This window comes from Spirillospora sp. NPDC127506 (assembly GCF_040302145.1).
In the GTDB taxonomy this organism is placed as follows: Bacteria; Actinomycetota; Actinomycetes; order Streptosporangiales; family Streptosporangiaceae; genus Spirillospora.
Genome location: NZ_JBEORG010000005.1, coordinates 82,518 through 100,240 on the forward strand (window position 1 = coordinate 82,518; position 17,723 = coordinate 100,240).

A 17,723-nucleotide genomic window follows, 5' to 3' on the forward strand; every position below is an offset into this window, starting at 1 on the left:
GGCGACCGGGATCAGGCGACCGCGCCCGCGGCGCGGAGCGCGGCGATCGCCGCGTCGTCGCGGCCGAGTTCGCGCAGGACGGCGTCGGTGTGCTCGCCGAGGGCCGGGATCGGGTCCATGCGGGCCTCGATGCCCGCGAACGTGATCGGCGGGAGGAGCGCCGGGATGGCGCCGACCGGGGAGCCGACCTCGCGCCAGCGGTCCCGCTCGGCCAGCTGCGGGTGGGCGATCAGGCCGTGCCCGTCGTTCAGGGAGGCGTTGGCGACGCCCGCGTCGTCGAGCCGCCTCAGCAGCTCGTCGCGGCCCATCCCGGACGTCACGGCGGCCACGATCGCGTCGACCTTCTCCCGGTTGCGGACGCGCGCCCGGTTGGTCGCGAACTCGGGGTCGGTGACCAGGTCCGGCCTGTCCAGGACGCCGGCCGCCAGCGCCGCCCAGCCGCGGTCGTTCTGCACGCCGATGACGACGTCCGCCCCGTCGGCGGTGGGATAGGCGTCGTAGGGGGCGATCACCGGGTGGCTCAGCCGGGTGCGCGGCGGCGGGGAGCCCGTGAAGAGCGTCGTGTACATCGCCTGGGTCATCCACTCGGCGACCGCGTCGAACATCGAGACCTCGATCGACGCGCCCTCGCCGGTGCCGCCGCGGCGGACGAGCGCGGCGAGCACGCCGGAGAACGCGTACATGCCGGCGGCGATGTCGGCCAGCGGCGAACCGGCCTTGACGGGGGTCTCCGGCGTGCCGGTGACGGAGATCAGGCCGGCCTCGGCCTGGACGAGCATGTCGTAGGCGCGCTTGTCCCGGTACGGCCCGCTCGTCCCGTATCCGGACATGTCCACCACGATGAGGCGGGGGTCGCGGGCCCGGAGCGCGTCCGCGCCGAACCCGAGCCGCGCCGCCGCGCCGGGCGCCAGGTTCTGCAGGAACACGTCGGCGCGCGCGACCAGGTCGGCGAGGATCGCGCGGCCCTCGTCCCGCTTCAGGTCGAGCGCCACCGACTCCTTGGACCGGTTGAGCCAGGCGAAGTGCGTGCCGAGCCCGCCGCGCACCGCCGAGTCGTAGGCGCGGGCGAAGTCGCCGCCGTCCACCCGCTCCACCTTGATGACGCGGGCGCCCTGGTCGGCGAGCTGCCGCGTGGCGAACGGCGCCGCCACCGCCTGCTCCAGCGCGACGACCGTGATCCCCTCCAGCGGCAGCGGGGAGCCGGCGTCCTCCGGAAGGCGTCCACCGGCCCCCCGCCGAGGCCCGGCCGGCGCTCCCCGCTCCGCTCCGGTCACCGGTCAGCCCTCCAGCAGCCGGCGGCCGATGATCATCTTCTGGATGTCGGCGGTGCCCTCGCCGATCAGCAGCATGGGCGCCTCCCGGTAGAGCCGCTCGATCTCGTACTCCTTGGAGTAGGCGTAGCCGCCGTGGATGCGGAACGCGTCCTCCACGACCTCTTTGCAGTACTCGCTGGCCAGGTACTTGGCCATGCCCGCCTCGAGGTCGTTGCGCTCGCCGGAGTCCTTGCGGCGCGCCGCCATCACCATCATCTGGTGCGCCGCCTCGACCTTGGTCGCCATCTCGGCGAGGCGGAACAGGACCGCCTGGTGCTCGGCGATCGGCCTGCCGAACGTCTCGCGCTGCCGCGCGTAGCCGAGCGCCAGCTCGTAGGCGCGCTTCGCGACGCCGCAGCCGCGGGCCGCCACGTTGACCCGGCCGACCTCGACGCCGTCCATCATCTGGTAGAAGCCGCGTCCCGGCGTCCCGCCGAGGATCCGGTCCGCGGGGACGCGGTACCCGTCGAAGACCAGCTCGGTGGTGTCGACGCCCTTGTAGCCCATCTTCTCGATCTTGCCGGGGACGGTCAGGCCGGGCGCGACCTCGCCGAACCCCGGGGTCTTGTCGATGAGGAAGGCGGTCATGCCCCGGTGCCCGGCGTCCGGGTCCGTCTTGACGAGCGTGGCGACGAGGTTGGCCGAGGCGCCGTTCGTCAGCCACATCTTCTGGCCGTCGATCACGTAGTCGGCGCCGTCCGGCACGGCGCGGGTCGTGATGGCGGAGACGTCGGACCCGCAGCCCGGCTCCGACATCGAGAACGCGCCCCGGATCTCCCCGGCCGCCATCTTCGGCAGGTAGTGGGCCTTCTGCTCGGGCGTCCCGTGGTGGGTGATCATCCAGGCGACGATGAAGTGGGTGTTGACGATGCCGGACACGCTCATCCAGCCGCGCGAGAGCTCCTCCACGACCAGCGCGTAGGTCAGCAGCGACGCGCCGAGCCCGCCGTGCTCCTCGCCGATCGTCAGGCCGAAGAGCCCGAGGTCCTTCATGCCGTCCACGATCGCCTGCGGGTAGGCGTCCGCGTGCTCCAGTCCGGTGGCGACCGGGAGGATCTCCTTGTCGACGAACGCGCGGACGGTCGCGACGATCTCGCGCTGCTCGTCCGACAGCCCGTGCGTCTGCTGCAGCCTGCTCACTCCTGCTCCCCTCTAGCGGCCCTCGAAGCGGGGCGGGCGGCGCGCGGCGAAGGCGGCGCGGCCCTCGGCGAAGTCGGCGCTGCCGAACAGGGCCGCCTGCTCCTCGCGCTCGGACTCCAGCAGCCGCTTCAGGCTGTGGTCGGCGCGGGCCAGCAGCCGCTTGGCGGCGGCGACCGGCAGCGGGGCGAGCGCGGCGGCCTCGCCGGCCAGTTCCAGCGCGGCATCGAGGGCCGTGCCGGACGGGACGAGGGAGTCGGCGAGCCCGATCTCGTAGGCGCGGGGGGCGGTGACCGTCCGCCCGAACAGCAGCATCTCCTTGGCGCGGCCCATGCCGACGCGCTGCGGGAGCGTCCAGAGCAGGCCGCCGTCCGCGACGAGGCCGACCTTGCCGAACGCGGCGACGAACCGGGCGTCCTCGGCGGCGACCACGTGGTCGCAGACGGCGGCGAGGGACACGCCGAGCCCGGCGGCGGCGCCCTCGACGGCCGCGATCACCGGCGTCCCGCAGGTGGCGATGAGCCGGACGGCCTTGTGCACGGGCGCGAGCCGGGCCCGCACGGCGTCCGGGCCCGCGCCCTCCATCGACCGGATGTCGCCGCCCGCCGAGAAGGTCCCGCCCGCGCCGGTCAGCACGATCGCCCGGACCCCGGGGTCGCCGGCGGCGCGCCGCAGCTCCTCCAGGAGCCGCTCGCGCATCGGGACGTCGATCGCGTTGCGGGCCTCCGGCCGGTTGAGCGTGAGCACGCGCGCCGCGCCGTGGGCGGTGACCGTGACCACCGGGTCGTCCATCAGCCCTCCCAAAAATTTTTTATACGATACGGCGGCGCGCCGTGCGGCCTCACTCCGCCCCCGCCTCCCAGAAGCCCTGCGCCTCCAGGTGGACGACCAGCAGGGTCCCGGCGTGCCGGATGTGGGCGCGCATCGCCTGCCGCGCGGCGGCCTCGTCCCCGGCCCGCAGCGCGGCGAGGACGAGGTGGTGGTCGTCGACGGACGCCCGGGTCCAGCCGTCGATGCTCGCGTAGAACCGGCGCGGCGCGTACCGGACGACGGTCCGCAGCAGCCAGGCCGTCTTCGGCGACCCGGCGCACAGGTTGATCAGCCGGTGGAACTCGTGATTGGCGGTCTCGATGCCCGCCGAGTCCCCCGCCTGGAACGCCGCCTCCAGCTGCGCCTGGAACCGGTCGAGCGAGGCCAGCTCCGCCCCGGTGATCCTGCCGGCGGTGCGGGCGGCGAGCTCGCCGGCGAAGTACGCCTGCGCCTCGAACAGGTCCTGGACGTCCTGCCGGGTCAGCGGCGCCGGCATGAACCCGCGCCGCGGCTCCAGGGTGACGAACCCCTCGCCGCGCAGCGACAGCAGTGCCTCCCGGACGGGCGTGACGCTGATCCCGAGGTCCGCGGCGATCCGCTCCAGGCGGAGGAACTCCCCGTGCCCGACCTGGCCGGACATGATGAGCTCGCGGACGTAGGCGGCCACCTCGTCGCTCAGCTGGCGGCGCCTGCCGAGGACCGGGCCGCCGGGACGGGCAACGGTCATCGTCTCTCCCGTACGGCTGCGTGACGGGGTGTATTTTCGCATCAAATATATGAGAGATCACCGCTGCGCGGGAGGGAGGGCGAGGGATCGTGTTCATGCTCAGCGACGAGGAGCGCGCCATCGTCGAGGTCGTCGCGGACTTCGTCGACAGGGAGGTCCGCCCGGTCGCCCGGGAGCTGGAGCACGCGGGCGCCTACCCCGCCCGGCTCATCGACCGGATGAAGGAGCTCGGCGTGTACGGGCTCGCCGTGCCGGAGCCGTACGGCGAGGCCGGCGTGTCCAAGGCGTGCTACGCGCTGGTCACCGAGGAGCTGGCCCGCGGCTGGATGTCCCTGGCCGGCGCGTTCGGCGGGCACACGGTGGTGTCGCACCTGATCGCCGTGTTCGGGACCGGCGAGCAGAAGGAGCGCTACCTGCCCCGGATGGCGACCGGCGAGCTGCGCGCCACGATGGCGCTCACCGAGCCGTCCGGCGGCTCGGACCTGCAGGCGATGAGCACGACCGCGCGGCGGCGCGGCGACCGGTACGTCGTCGACGGCGCCAAGATGTGGATCACCAACGCGCGGACGTCGGGGCTCATCGCGCTGCTGTGCAAGACCGACCCGGACGCGTCCCCGCGCCACACGGGCATGAGCATCCTGCTGGTGGAGAAGGGCCCCGGCCTGACCGTCTCCCGCGACCTGCCGAAGCTCGGCTACAAGGGCGTGGAGAGCTGCGAGCTGTCCTTCGACGGCTACGAGGCGCCGCTCGACGCGGTGCTCGGCGGCGCGGAGGGGCGCGGCTTCGCCCAGATGATGCGCGGGCTCGAAGTCGGCCGCATCCAGGTCGCGGCCCGCGCGCTCGGCGTCGGGCGCGCCGCCCTGGAGGACTCCCTGCGCTACGCCCAGGAGCGCGAGGCGTTCGGGAAGCCGATCTGGCGGCACCAGTCGGTCGGCAACTACCTCGCCGACATGGCCACGCAGCTGCGGGCGGCCCGGCTGCTCACCCTCGACGCCGCCCGCCGCCTCGACGAGGGCGAGCGCTGCGACATGGAGGCGGGCATGGCCAAGCTGTACGCGTCGGAGGCGGCGATGCGGATCGCGCTGGACGCCGTGCGCATCCACGGCGCGGCCGGCTACTCCACCGAGTTCGACGTCGAGCGCTACTTCCGCGACGCGCCGCTGATGATCGTCGGCGAGGGGACCAACGAGATCCAGCGCAACGTGATCGTCAAGCAGCTCATCGAACGCCACCGGATCTAGGGGGCGGCGGCCGGGTCCTCCCCGGAGCGGATCCAGTCGAACGTGCGCTCCACGGCGCGCTTCCAGTTGTCGTACTCGGCGGCGCGGCGCGCCGGCTCCATGGCCGGCACCCACCGGGCCGCGCGGTGCCAGTTGCGCCGCAGCCCTTCCAGGTCGGCCCAGTAGCCGACGGCGAGCCCGGCGGCGTAGGCGGCGCCGAGCGACACCGTCTCGACCACCATCGGCCGCTCCACCGGCACGTTCAGCACGTCCGCGACCATCTGCATGACGAGGTTGTCGGACGTCATGCCGCCGTCCGCCTTCAGCTCCTTCAGGGAGAGCCCGGAGTCGGCGTTCATCGCGTCCACCACCTCGCGGGTCTGCCAGGCGGTCGCCTCCAGCACGGCCCGCGCCAGGTGCCCCTTCGTGATGTAGGACGTGAGGCCGACGATGATGCCGCGCGCCTCGCTGCGCCAGTGCGGCGCGAACAGCCCGGAGAACGCGGGGACGATGTAGCAGCCGCCGTTGTCGCCGACCGAGCGGGCGAGGGTCTCGATCTCCGGCGCGGTGCCGATCAGCCCGAGGCCGTCCCGGAACCACTGGACGAGCGCGCCGGTGATCGCGATCGACCCCTCCAGCGCGTACACGGCCGGCTCGCCGCCGATCTTGTAGCCGACGGTGGTGAGCAGCCCGTTGTCCGACTTCACCGGCGCGGTGCCGGTGTTCATCAGCAGGAACGCGCCGGTCCCGTAGGTGCACTTGGTCTCGCCGGGGGCGAAGCACGTCTGCCCGAACAGCGCGGCCTGCTGGTCGCCGAGCGCGGCGCCGATCAGCACCCCGGGGAACACGCGGCGGGCCGTCCCGTAGGTCTCGGTGGACGACCTGATCTCCGGCAGCATCGCCCTCGGCACGCCGAAGAAGTCGAGCAGCCCGTCGTCCCAGGCCAGGGTCTGCAGGTCCATCAGCAGGGTGCGGCCGGCGTTGGTCACGTCCGTGACGTGGACGCCGCCGTCCACGCCGCCGCTGAGGTTCCAGACGAGCCAGCTCTCCATGGTGCCGAACAGCACCTCGCCGCGTTCGGCGCGCTCGCGCAGGCCGGGCGTGTGGTCGAGCAGCCAGCGGATGCGCGGGGCCGAGAAGTAGGTGGCGAGGGGCAGCCCGCTGCGCTCGGCGACCATCGCCGCGCCGGGGGCGCGGGCCAGCTCGTCCACGAGGGCGCCGGTGCGCATGTCCTGCCACACGATGGCGCGGCCGATCGGGACGCCGGTCACCCGGTCCCACAGGACGGTCGTCTCCCGCTGGTTGGCGATGCCGACCGCCGCGACCTGATCGGCGGTCACGCCCGCCTGGGCCAGCGCCTCCGGGGCGATCCGCTCCAGGTTGCGCCAGATCTCCATCGGGTCGTGCTCGACCCAGCCGGGTCTCGGGAAGTGCTGCCGGTGCTCGCGCTGCGCGACCGACACCAGGCGCCCGCCGTGGTCGAACAGGATGCACCGGGTGGACGTCGTGCCCTGGTCGATCGACATCACGTACCGCTCGGTCACGCCCGGCCCCCTCCCCGCGGAAGCCCGGGCGCGCCGTCACCAGCGCGAGCCGCCGAGGTCGCGGGAGACGGCGCGGGCCGCGTCCCGCACGTAGGCGACGAGGCGCGGCTCGGGGACGCGGCGGGCGTCGCAGATCCGCTCGACCGCGCCGGAGATGCCGATGGCGCCGACGACGAGGCCCCCGTACCCGCGGATCGGCGCGGCGATGCCGGCGTCGCCGATGGACAGCTCCTCGACCTCGGCGGCCCAGCCGTTCTCCCGCACCCGGGTGGCGGCCCGTGCGAGCTCGCGCGGATCGGTGATGGTGCGGCGGCAGTACGACTCCAGGACGGTGTCGCGGATGGACGCCGCCGCGTTGGCGTCGTGGGCGAGCAGCGCCTTGCCGAGGGCGGTGGCGTGCAGCGGCAGCAGGGACCCGACGTCCATCGCCTGGAGCGTGTCGTCCGGGCGGAACACGTGGTGGACGACCAGGACCCGGCCCTCCAGCAGCGTCCCGATGCGGACGGCCTCCCCGCTGCGCGAGGCGAGCGCGTCGGCCCAGTTGATGGCGCGGGAGCGCAGCTCGTTGACGTCCAGGTAGCTGGTGCCGAGGTGCAGCAGGGCGGCGCCCAGCTGGTACTTGCCCGTGCCGCCGTCCTGCTCGACGAAGCCGACGCGCTCCAGGGTGCGCAGGATGCCGTGCGCGGTGCCCCGGGCGAGCCCGAGCGACCTGGCGATCTCGCCGACCCCGAGCCGGCCCGAGCTCGCGGCGAGCAGCCGCAGGATCGCGGCGGCGCGCTCGATCGACTGCACAGGTCCGGGCATGGATCCGATCGTAGTTGTCCCGGCATGATGCCGACAATGTCGGCAGCCGTCGTAATCGCCGTCGTTAGTGCCGCGAACTGCCCGGATTCTGTGATCTCGTGCACGGACTGGAGGGTAACCCGCACCGAGCGAAGGGGAAAGTGTTCGACATTGTCGGCAGCGCCCTGTTGTCGGCGGTTCCGTCCCGGCTTAGCGTCCTGGCCAGCCTCACGGGGCTCGCGTCCACCCCACATCCGAGGAGTGCCCATGACGGAACGCACCGCGGAACGGCCCAGAATCCCCGGATTCGCCGGCGAGCTCGCCGCCGAGTTCGCCGGCACCATGATCCTCATCCTGTTCGGCGTCGGCGTCGTCGCGCAGGTCGTCGCAGGCGGCTCCGGCCTCGGCGGCCACGACAGCATCGCCTGGGCCTGGGGCCTCGGCGTCACCCTCGGCGTCTACACCGCCGCGCGGATCAGCGGCGCCCACCTCAACCCCGCCGTCACGATCGGCCTCGCCGCCTTCCGCGAGTTCGCGTGGCGCAAGACGGCGCCCTACATCGCCGCGCAGACCGCGGGGGCGTTCGCCGCGGCGCTGATCGTCCGGTGGAACTACAGCGAGGTGCTCGCCGCGGCCGACCCCGGCCACACCATCAAGACGCAGGGCGTCTTCTCGACCCTGCCCGGCAACGGGACCCTCCCGGTCGGCACCTGGGGCGCGTTCCGCGACCAGGTCATCGGCACCGCCATCCTGCTCTTCGTGATCAAGGCGCTGACCGACGTGCGCAACGCGCCGCCGCTGGCCAACCTCGCCCCGTTCATGATCGGCCTGCTGGTGGTGGCGATCGGGATGGCGTTCGGCACCGACGCCGGCTACGCCATCAACCCGGCCCGCGACTTCGGTCCCCGGCTCGCCTCGTTCCTCACCGGCTACGGCGGCGCGTGGCGGGACCAGTACGGGCACCTGTACTTCTGGGTCCCGATCGCCGGCCCGCTCATCGGCGGCGTCCTCGGCGTCGGGCTCTACAAGGCCCTGATCGGGCGGTTCCTCCCCGCCGAGGAGGAGGTGCCCGAGAAGATCGCCAAGCCCGAGCCGCAGTACGAGACGGCGTGACCCGTCCCTCCCCTACGTCCCAGGAGACCGCACGCATGGCCGACTTCGTCGGAGCCCTCGACCAGGGCACGACCAGCACCCGCTTCATGATCTTCGACCACGGCGGCAACGAGGTCGCCCGGCACCAGCTGGAGCACGAGCAGATCCTGCCGCGGGCCGGCTGGGTCGAGCACGACCCCACCGAGATCTGGGAGCGGACCCGCGCCGTCATCCAGAGCACCCTCACCAAGGCGGACCTGAGCCACGGCGACCTGGCCGCCGTCGGGATCACCAACCAGCGCGAGACGGCGGTGGTGTGGAACCGGCGCACCGGCCGCCCCTACTACAACGCGATCGTCTGGCAGGACACCCGCACCGACCGCATCGCGGCCGCGCTGGAGCGCGACGGGCGCGGCGAGACGATCCGGCACCGCGCCGGGCTGCCTCCCGCGACGTACTTCTCCGCCGGGAAGGTCCAGTGGATCCTGGAGAACGTCGAGGGGGTCCGGGAGGCCGCCGAGAGCGGCGACGCGATCTTCGGCACGACCGACTCGTGGGTGCTGTGGAACCTGACCGGCGGGAAGGACGGCGGGGTCCACGTCACCGACCCGACCAACGCCAGCCGCACCATGCTGATGGACCTGGAGACCCTGGCGTGGGACGAGGAGCTGCTGTCGTTCTTCGGCATTCCCCGCTCGATGCTGCCGGAGATCAGGCCGTCTTCCGCTCCCGAGGCGTACGGGACGACGACCGCGGACGGCCCGTTCGGCGGCGAGGTCCCGCTGACCGGCATCCTCGGCGACCAGCAGGCGGCGACCGTGGGGCAGGTGTGCTTCGCGCCCGGCGAGGCCAAGAACACCTACGGCACCGGCAACTTCCTGCTGCTGAACACCGGTGAGGAACTCGTGCGGTCCAAGGCGGGGATGCTGACGACCGTCTGCTACCAGTTCGCCGACCAGCCGCCCGTGTACGCCCTGGAGGGGTCGATCGCGGTGACCGGGTCGGCGGTGCAGTGGCTGCGCGACCAGCTGGGCATCATCTCCGGCGCGGCGCAGAGCGAGGCGCTGGCCCGGCAGGTCCCCGACAACGGCGGGGTGTACTTCGTCCCGGCCTTCTCCGGCCTGTTCGCCCCCTACTGGCGCTCTGATGCGCGCGGGGCGATCGTGGGGCTGTCGCGGTTCAACACCAACGCCCACGTCGCCCGCGCCACGCTGGAGGCCATCTGCTACCAGTCCCGCGATGTGGTGGAGGCCATGCGCGCCGACTCGGGGGTCAGCCTGGACGTGCTGAAGGTCGACGGCGGCGTCACCGCCAACGAGCTGTGCATGCAGCTGCAGGCCGACATCCTGGGCGTGCCGGTGTCGCGGCCGGTCGTGGCCGAGACCACCGCGCTGGGCGCCGCCTACGCCGCCGGCCTGGCCGTGGGGTTCTGGCGCAGCACCGACGAGCTGCGCCGCAACTGGAACCAGGACAAGCGCTGGGAGCCCACCTGGACCGACCAGCAGCGCCAGGACGGCTACGCCGGCTGGAAGAAGGCCGTCGACCGGACCCTCGACTGGGTCGACCTCGGCTGACCCGGCACACCGTCCTCCAAACCCCACCCACGAGCTCATTCCGGGAGATTGCAGTGACATCCGTAGCGCTCGGTCCGCGGTACCGCGAGGACGCCCTGCGCGCCCTCGCCGAGACCGAGTTCGACGTCCTGGTCGTCGGCGGCGGCATCGTCGGCGCCGGCGCGGCCCTCGACGCGGTCTCGCGGGGGCTGTCCGTCGCCCTCGTGGAGGCGCGGGACTGGGCGGCCGGGACCTCCAGCCGCTCCAGCAAGCTCATCCACGGCGGGCTCCGGTACCTGGAGCAGCGCGACTTCGGGCTGGTGCGGGAGGCGCTGCGGGAACGCGGCCTGCTCCTGCACCGGCTCGCGCCGCACCTGGTGCGTCCCGTCCGGTTCCTGTACCCGCTGCGCAACCGGGTGTGGGAGCGGGCCTATGTCAGCGCGGGCGTCGCCCTGTACGACACGATGGGCGGCGCGCGCGCCCTGCCCCGGCACCGGCAGCTGACCCGGCGCGGCGCCCTGCGGCAGGCCCCGGCCCTCCGGCCGGACGCGCTGGTCGGCGCCGTCCAGTACTACGACGCGCAGGTGGACGACGCCCGCTACACGCTGATGGTCGCCCGCACCGCCGCGCAGTACGGCGCGACGGTCGCCACCCGCGCCGAGGTCACCGGGTTCCTGCGCGAGGGCGAGCGCGTCACCGGCGCGACCGTCGTCGACCTGGAGGGCGGCCGGGAGATCGATGTGCGGGCCCGCCGCGTGGTGTGCGCCACCGGCGTGTGGACGGACGGCGCGCAGGCGATGACCGGCTCCCGGGCGGCGTTCGGCGTCCGGGCCTCCAAGGGCGTCCACCTGGTGGTGCCGCGCGACCGCATCCCGATGGACACCGGCCTGATAACCCGGACCGCGAAGAGCGTGCTCTTCGTCATCCCGTGGGGGCGGCACTGGCTCGTCGGCACCACCGACACCCCGCACGACGAGGGACCGGACGAGCCCGTCGCAGACCACACCGACATCGGCTACCTCCTCGACCAGGCGAACGCCGTCCTGCGGACCCCGCTCACCCACGACGACATCGAGGGCGTGTACGCGGGGCTGCGGCCGCTGCTGTCCGGGGAGATGGACGACACCACGCGCCTGTCGCGCGAGCACGCGGTCGCCGAGCCGGTGCCGGGGCTGGTCGTCGTCACCGGCGGCAAGTTCACCACCTACCGGGTGATGGCGGAGGACGCGATCGACCTCGTCGCCGAGGGCCTGGACGACGCCGTCCCCGAGTCGGTCACCGCCCGGCTCCCGATCCTCGGCGCGACCGGGTTCGAGGTGCTGTGGAACGAGCGGCGCCGGCTCGCCGCCGAGTCCGGCCTGCACGTCGCGCGGGTCGAGCACCTGCTGCGCCGCTACGGGTCGTGCGCCCGCGAGGTCCTCGCGCTGATCGCCGGCACCCCGGCGCTCGGCGCTCCCGTCCCCGGCGCGGAGGACTACCTGTGCGCCGAGGCCGTCTACGCCGTGACCCACGAGGGCGCCCTGCACCTGGAGGACGTCCTCGCCCGCCGCCTGCGCGCGGCGATCGAGGAGTGGGACGGCGGCGTCGCCGCGGCGTCCCGCGTCGCCGAGCTGATCGCCCCCGTCCTGGGCTGGGGCGAGGAGGAGACCGCCGACGAGATCAAGCGGTACGTCCGCCGGACCACCGAGGAGCGGCGCGGCGGCGCGGCGATCGCCGAGGCCGCCGCCTAGGCGAACGCCGCGGTCATCGCGGCGCCCCCGCCCGGCGCCTCGACGGACAGGCCGCCCTCCGGGGAGCCGGCCGCCGTGAACGGCTGCCGCGCGTAGACGGGCCTGCGGGCGCGGAATGACACCTCGCGCACCTTCAGGCCCGCCCGGCGCGGCAGCTCAAGGCACACCACGGCGAGCAGCGGCCCGTGCACGACGAGCCCGCCGTGCCCCTCCACCTGTGTCGCGTACGCCTCGTCGTAGTGGATGCGGTGGGCGTTGTAGGTGAGCGCGCTGAACCGGAACAGCAGCACCGGGTCGGCGGTCATCTCCAGGGTCCACGGTGCGTCGACCCGCGGGGCGTCGAACGACACCTCCGCCGGGCGGGAGGCGGAGCCGCCGCTGCGATAGACGAGGTCCTGCTCCTCGACCGCGATCTCGGCGCCGTCCCGCAGGAACGTGTGCCGGACGGTCACGAACAGCATCTCGCCGCTGCGTCCGTGCTTCAGCGCGGTGGAGGCGAGTTCCGCCCTGCGCGTCACGCTGTCTCCGATCCGCAGCGGCTCGCGGACCCGGAATCGCCCGCCCGCGAACATGCGCCGCCGCTCGGGGACCGGCGGCAGGAAGCGCCCGTCGCGCGGATGGCCGTCCGGCCCCAGCTCGCGCTGCGCGGGACGGTCGAGGAAATGGAGCCACTGCCACAGCGGCGGCAGCTCCTCCCCCGGCGGCTCGACGTCGAGCAGCCCCGCGAGCGCCGCCGACGGCGCCGCGTCGATGACCTCCGTCTTCTCCTCCGGCTCCGGAGCCCACCCAGCGATATCGATCACGGCTTCATCGTCCCAGCAGCCCGGGTGCGGTCGTCAGGTCGGGATCAGCGGGCAGTGGGTGCCCTTGTAGATCGTCGGGACGCAGTGGTTGCAGTGGGTGCACAGGGACGGCGTGGACGGGTCGGCGGCGATGCGGTTCACCAGGTCGGGTTCGCGGAGCAGCGCACGCGCCATCGCGACGAACTGGAAGCCCTCCGCCATCGCCTTGTCCATGCTCGCGCGGTCGGTGACGCCGCCCAGCAGGATCAGCGGCAGATCGAGTTCGGCTCGGAACCGGCGGGCATGCTCCAGCAGGTAGGTGTCCTGGTAGGGGTAGACGCGGAGGAACCGCTTGCCGAACAGCCGCAGGCCCACGCGCATGGGGAGCTTGTAGCTCGCCGCGAACTCGGGGATGGGCATCGGCCCGCGGAACAGGTACATCGGGTTGAGCAGCGAGCTGCCGGCCGTCAGCTCCAGCGCGTCGACCGTCCCCTCTTCCTGGAGCCTGCGCGCCACGTACAGGCTGTCTTCGATCTCCAGGCCGCCGCGCACGCCGTCCCGCATGTTGAGCTTGCCGGTGATCGCGATGCGGTCGCCGACCTCGTCGCGGACGGCGCGGGCGATGCCGAGGGCGACCTTGGCGCGGTTCTCGATGGGGCCGCCGTAGGCGTCCTCGCGCCGGTTGAGGCGGGGGCTGAGGAACGAGCTGGCCAGGTAGTTGTGCCCGAAGTGCATCTCCACGGCGTCGAAGCCGGACTCGACCGCCAGCCGGGCGGCCTCGGCGTGCGCGCGGGTGATGCGCTCGATGTCCTCCGCCGTCGCGACCTTGGTGAAGGCCATGCCGAGCGGGTTGAAGAACCGCCCGGCGGAGATGGCGGGCATCTTGGTGGAGCTCGCGTCGGCGACGGGCCCGGCGTGCCCGATCTGGGCGGACGCGGCGGCGCCCTCGCCGTGCACGGCGTCGGTGAGGCGGCGCAGCCCGGGCACGGCGTCGGGCCGCATCCAGATCTGCCCCCGCTCCGTCCGCCCCTCGGGAGAGACCGCGCAGTACGCGACCGTCGTCATCGCCACTCCCCCGGCGGCGGGCCGCCGGTGGTACTCGATCAGGTCGTCGGTCACCACCGCGTCCGGGGTCATCCCCTCGAACGTCGCGGCCTTGATCACACGGTTGCGCAGCGTCAGCGGCCCGAGCCGGGCCGTTTCGAACACGTCCACCAGAACTCCGTTCCGCCCCGCTAGCACTTCTCGATGATGGTGACGTTGGCCTGGCCGCCGCCCTCGCACATGGTCTGGAGGCCGAAGCGGCCGCCGGTGCGCTCCAGCTCGTGGAGGAGGGTGGTCATGAGGCGGGCGCCGGTGGCGCCGAGGGGGTGGCCGAGGGCGATGGCGCCGCCGTTGGGGTTGACCTTGGCCGGGTCGGCGCCGGTCTCCTTGAGCCAGGCGAGGACGACGGACGCGAACGCCTCGTTGATCTCGACGGCGTCGATGTCGCCGATCGTCATGCCGGTCTTCTTCAGCGCGTAGGCGGTGGCGGGGATGGGCGCGGAGAGCATGCGGATGGGGTCCTCGCCGCGTGCGGAGATGTGGTGGATGCGGGCGCGCGGGGTGAGGCCGTGGTCCTTGACGGCCCGCTCGGACGCGATGAGCAGCGCGGCGGAGCCGTCGGAGATCTGGGACGAGACCGCCGCGGTGAGGCGTCCGCCGTCCACGAGGGTCTTCAGCCCGGCCATCTTCTCCAGGGTGGTGTCGCGGCGCGGCCCCTCGTCGGCGGCGACGTCCCCGTAGGGGGCGATCTCGCGTTCGAATCGGCCCTCGTCGATGGCGCGGATCGCGCGCCGGTGCGACTCGTAGGCGAACCTCTCCATGTCCTCGCGGGACAGGTCCCAGTCGCGGGCGATCATCTCGGCGCCGTTGAACTGGGAGACCTCGGTGTCGCCGTAGCGGCGCGCCCAGCCCGCGGAGCCGGCGAAGGGGCCCTCGGTGAAGCCGAGCGGCGCGGCGGCGGTCATCGCCGACGCGATCGGGATCTGCGACATGTTCTGCACGCCGCCCGCCACGACCAGGTCGGACGTCCCGGACAGGACGGCCTGCGCGGCGAAGTGCACGGCCTGCTGCGAGGAGCCGCACTGCCGGTCGACGGTGACGCCGGGGACCTCCTCGGGGAGGCCGGCGGCGAGCCAGCAGGTGCGGGCGATGTCGCCGGCCTGCGGGCCGATGGTGTCGACGCAGCCGAACACGACGTCCTCGACGGCGGCCGGGTCGATCTTCGTCCGGTCCATGAGGGCGGTGAGGACGTGCGCGCCGAGGTCGGCGGGGTGCACCCCGGCGAGCCCGCCGCCGCGCCGCCCGACGGGGGCGCGGACGGCGTCGACGATGTATGCCTCGGCCATGGGGTCTTCTCCTTCGTGCGGGTCCGTCGTGCAGGGGCCTAGCTCGCCTGGATGCCTTCGAGGAACATGGCGAGGTACTGCTTGGCGATGTCGTCGGCGGACAGCCGCCCGCCGCGCTGGTACCAGTTCGCCGCGACCCACACGGTGTCGCGGATGAACCGGTACACGAGGCTCCGGTCGAGGTCGGCGCGGAACGCGCCCTCCTTGACGCCGCGGTCGAGCAGCGACAGCCACATCTCCTCGAACCGGCGCTGCGAGTCGAGGAGGTAGTGGAAGCGCTCGCTGGTCGCGAGGTGCTTGGACTCGTTCTGGTAGAGGACGACGGCGGGCCGGTGCCGGTCGATCGAGCGGAACGACTCGACGACGATGGCCTCCAGCGTGTCGCGGGCGTTGAGCCCGGCGCCGAGGATGCGCTCGTACCCGGCCCACATCTCGTCCAGGAACGTCCGGAGGATCTCGTCGGCCATCGACTCCTTGGAGTCGAAGTGGTAGTAGAGGCTGCCGCCGAGGATGCCCGCGGCGTCGGCCACCTTCCGGACGGTGGTGGCGGAGTAGCCCTGGGAGGCGAACACCTCCGCGGCCGTGGCGAGCAGTTCCGCCCGCCGCTCCGCGCGGGCGGCGGCGGTGCCCTCGGCGTCGCGCCGTCGTGGACTCATGTGCTTCCTATGCGTGCTGGGAGGAGACGGAGACGACCTCGCCCGTCATGTACGAGGAGTAGTCGCTGGCCAGGAAGACGATAACGTTGGCCACCTCCCACGGCTCGGCGTAGCGCCCGAACGCCTCCCGGCGCGTCAGCTCCTCCAGCAGCTCCTCGGAGGTCACCTTGACCAGGTGCGGGTGCATGGCGAGGGACGGCGAGACCGCGTTGATCCGGACGCCGAAGTCCGCGGCCTCCAGTGCGGCACAGCGGGTGAGCGCCATGACGCCGGCCTTGGCGGCGGCGTAGTGGGACTGGCCCTTCTGCGCCCGCCAGCCGATCACCGAGGCGTTGTTGACGATGACGCCGGAGCCCTGGCCGCGCATCATGCGCAGCGCCGCGCGCGTGCAGCGCATGGTGCCGTTGAGGGTGATGTCGATGACGCGGTCCCACTGCTCGTCGGCCATGTCGACCAGGTCGGCCGTGCCGCCGAGCCCGGCGTTGTTGATCGCGACGTCGACGCGGCCGAACCGCTCGGCGGCGAATGCGTAGAGGGCCCGCACCTGCTCCTCGGACGTGACGTCGCAGGGCTGCGCGGCGACGCGGCCGGCGCCGAACTCCTTCTCCAGCTCCCGCGCGGACGAGGCCAGCCGCCGCTCGTGCGCGTCGGAGACCAGGACGCGGGCGCCCTCCTCCAGGCAGCGGCGGGCGGTGGCGCCGCCGATCCCGGCCCCGGCCGCCGCGGTGATGACGACGGCGCGGTCCTTCAGGAGGCCGTGCCCGGGGACGTAGGGGGGCGGCGTCATCCGCGTGCCTCCTTCGGGAGCCCGAGCACCCGCTCGGCGATGATGTTGCGCTGGATCTCGTTCGACCCCGCGTAGATCGTGTCGGCGCGGGAGAACAGGAAGAGCCGCTGCCAGTCGTTCAGGTCGTAAGGCTCGCCGTCCGCGACGAGGCCGGCGGCGCCGAGGACGTCCATGGCCAGTTCCCCCAGTTCGCGGTGCCAGGTGCCCCACACGAGCTTGGAGATGGACGATTCGGGGCCGGGCGCGCCGGCGGCGACGCCGGCCATGGTCCGCACGGCGTTCAGCCGCATGATCTCCAGGCCCATGTACGAGCGGGTCAGCCGGTCGCGCAGCAGCGGGTCGTCGATGGCGCCGGTGCGCCGGGCGAGGTCGGCGACGCCCTCGAACTCGCGCCGGAACCCGACCTGCTGGCCGAGGGTGGCGACGCCGCGCTCGAACCCGAGCGTGGCCATCGCGATCCTCCAGCCCTCGCCGGGCGCGCCGACGATGTTGCCGGCGTCGGTGCGGGCGCCGTCGAAGAAGACCTCGTTGAACTCGGAGGTCCCGGTGAGCTGGACGATCGGCCGGATGTCCACGCCGTCCTGCCTCATCGGGACGAGCAGGTACGACAGGCCCTTGTGGCGCGCCGACCCGGGCTCGGTGCGGCAGACGGCGAAGCACCAGTCCGCTTCGAGGGCGAGGGACGTCCACACCTTCTGGCCGTTGATCACCCAGTGGTCGCCGGCGAGCTCGGCGCGCGTCTGGACGTTCGCGAGGTCGGACCCGGCGCCGGGCTCGGAGTAGCCCTGGCACCACAGCTCTTCGACCGCCGCGATGGGCGGGAGGAAGCGGGCCTTCTGCTCGTCGGTGCCGAACGCGATGATCGTGGGGCCGAGCAGGTTCTCGCCGATGTGGTTGACCCGGGCGGGGCCGTCGGCGAGCGCGTACTCCTCGTGGAAGATGACCTGCTGCTCGACGGTGGCGCCGCGCCCGCCGTACTCCGCCGGCCAGCCGAGGCACGTCCAGCCGGCCGCGGCCATGTGGCGCTCCCAGGCCAGCCGCTCCTCGAACGCCTCGTGCTCGCGTCCGGGCCCGCCGAGCCCGCGGGCGTGCGCGAACTCGCCCTGCAGGTTCGACCGGAGCCAGTCGCGGACCTCGGCGCGGAACTCGCGGTCCCGCGGCGACTCGTTCTGGTTCACGCCACGGACTCTACCAAACAG

16 protein-coding genes are annotated in these 17,723 nt (G+C 73.1%); 4 read left to right on the forward strand and 12 right to left on the reverse strand.

Translation table 11 applies throughout. The features are described from left to right. Positions 1–11: 11 nt before the first annotated feature. From ABTW95_RS07580 to ABTW95_RS07595, 4 genes are read right to left on the reverse strand one after another with little or no spacing between them, the layout of a single operon-like run. A complete protein-coding gene (locus ABTW95_RS07580) occupies positions 12–1,274 on the reverse strand; it encodes a CaiB/BaiF CoA transferase family protein (protein WP_396454996.1) in 1,263 nt (420 codons plus the stop codon). Positions 1,275–1,277: 3 nt separating this feature from the next. Beyond that, entirely contained in the window at positions 1,278–2,453 is a 1,176-nt protein-coding gene (locus ABTW95_RS07585) for an acyl-CoA dehydrogenase family protein (RefSeq protein ID WP_396452310.1), read from the reverse strand. 12 nt (positions 2,454–2,465) lie between these two features. Further along, the gene (locus ABTW95_RS07590) at positions 2,466–3,242 is read right to left on the reverse strand and encodes an enoyl-CoA hydratase/isomerase family protein (RefSeq protein ID WP_500225529.1); all 777 of its coding nucleotides are present in this window, start codon (positions 3,240–3,242) and stop codon (positions 2,466–2,468) included. Between the two features lie 49 nt (positions 3,243–3,291). Further along, on the reverse strand, positions 3,292–3,987 hold the full coding sequence (locus ABTW95_RS07595) for a GntR family transcriptional regulator (protein ID WP_396454993.1): 696 nt from the start codon (positions 3,985–3,987) through the stop codon (positions 3,292–3,294). Positions 3,988–4,082: 95 nt separating this feature from the next. On the opposite strand from ABTW95_RS07595, the gene ABTW95_RS07600 reads away from it, so the two are divergent. Next, positions 4,083–5,228, forward strand: coding sequence for an acyl-CoA dehydrogenase family protein (locus ABTW95_RS07600; RefSeq protein ID WP_396452316.1), 1,146 nt, complete (start codon positions 4,083–4,085; stop codon positions 5,226–5,228). On the opposite strand, the gene glpK (ABTW95_RS07605) is transcribed toward ABTW95_RS07600, so the two are convergent. Together glpK (ABTW95_RS07605) and ABTW95_RS07610 are read right to left on the reverse strand one after the other, a co-directional pair. Next, positions 5,225–6,751 carry a glycerol kinase GlpK gene (gene glpK / locus ABTW95_RS07605; RefSeq protein WP_396452318.1) on the reverse strand — a complete coding sequence of 509 codons (1,527 nt, stop codon included), beginning with the start codon at positions 6,749–6,751 and terminating at the stop codon, positions 5,225–5,227. The genes ABTW95_RS07600 and glpK (ABTW95_RS07605) overlap by 4 nt on opposite strands. A gap of 36 nt (positions 6,752–6,787) precedes the next feature. After that, positions 6,788–7,555, reverse strand: a complete 768-nt coding sequence (locus tag ABTW95_RS07610) for an IclR family transcriptional regulator (RefSeq protein WP_396452320.1) — start codon at positions 7,553–7,555, stop codon at positions 6,788–6,790. Positions 7,556–7,801: 246 nt separating this feature from the next. Between ABTW95_RS07610 and ABTW95_RS07615 the strand changes: the two genes are divergently transcribed. From ABTW95_RS07615 to ABTW95_RS07625, 3 genes are read left to right on the forward strand one after another with little or no spacing between them, the layout of a single operon-like run. Continuing rightward, complete coding sequence (locus tag ABTW95_RS07615) at positions 7,802–8,647, forward strand: MIP/aquaporin family protein (RefSeq protein ID WP_396452322.1); 846 nt, start codon at positions 7,802–7,804, stop codon at positions 8,645–8,647. 35 nt (positions 8,648–8,682) lie between these two features. Next, on the forward strand, positions 8,683–10,200 hold the full coding sequence (gene glpK / locus ABTW95_RS07620) for a glycerol kinase GlpK (protein WP_500225532.1): 1,518 nt from the start codon (positions 8,683–8,685) through the stop codon (positions 10,198–10,200). A gap of 53 nt (positions 10,201–10,253) precedes the next feature. Further along, complete coding sequence (locus ABTW95_RS07625) at positions 10,254–11,909, forward strand: glycerol-3-phosphate dehydrogenase/oxidase (RefSeq protein WP_500225534.1); 1,656 nt, start codon at positions 10,254–10,256, stop codon at positions 11,907–11,909. Here ABTW95_RS07625 and ABTW95_RS07630 read toward each other — a convergent pair. From ABTW95_RS07630 to ABTW95_RS07655, 6 genes are read right to left on the reverse strand one after another with little or no spacing between them, the layout of a single operon-like run. Then, positions 11,906–12,712 (reverse strand): HTD2 family dehydratase, encoded by an 807-nt coding sequence (locus ABTW95_RS07630; protein ID WP_500225536.1) that lies wholly within the window; start codon positions 12,710–12,712, stop codon positions 11,906–11,908. The genes ABTW95_RS07625 and ABTW95_RS07630 overlap by 4 nt on opposite strands. A gap of 33 nt (positions 12,713–12,745) precedes the next feature. Further along, positions 12,746–13,906, reverse strand: a complete 1,161-nt coding sequence (locus tag ABTW95_RS07635) for an NADH:flavin oxidoreductase (protein WP_396446200.1) — start codon at positions 13,904–13,906, stop codon at positions 12,746–12,748. 20 nt (positions 13,907–13,926) lie between these two features. After that, on the reverse strand, positions 13,927–15,081 hold the full coding sequence (locus ABTW95_RS07640) for an acetyl-CoA C-acetyltransferase (RefSeq protein ID WP_500225538.1): 1,155 nt from the start codon (positions 15,079–15,081) through the stop codon (positions 13,927–13,929). Positions 15,082–15,119: 38 nt separating this feature from the next. Continuing rightward, positions 15,120–15,737: a TetR-type transcription factor C-terminal domain-containing protein gene (locus tag ABTW95_RS07645; protein ID WP_396446198.1), complete on the reverse strand. Its 618-nt coding sequence runs from the start codon at positions 15,735–15,737 to the stop codon at positions 15,120–15,122. Positions 15,738–15,744: 7 nt separating this feature from the next. Continuing rightward, positions 15,745–16,524, reverse strand: a complete 780-nt coding sequence (locus ABTW95_RS07650; protein ID WP_500225539.1) for an SDR family oxidoreductase — start codon at positions 16,522–16,524, stop codon at positions 15,745–15,747. Further along, on the reverse strand, positions 16,521–17,702 hold the full coding sequence (locus ABTW95_RS07655) for an acyl-CoA dehydrogenase family protein (RefSeq protein ID WP_396446196.1): 1,182 nt from the start codon (positions 17,700–17,702) through the stop codon (positions 16,521–16,523). The genes ABTW95_RS07650 and ABTW95_RS07655 overlap by 4 nt, the downstream gene beginning before the upstream one ends. Positions 17,703–17,723: the final 21 nt, after the last annotated feature.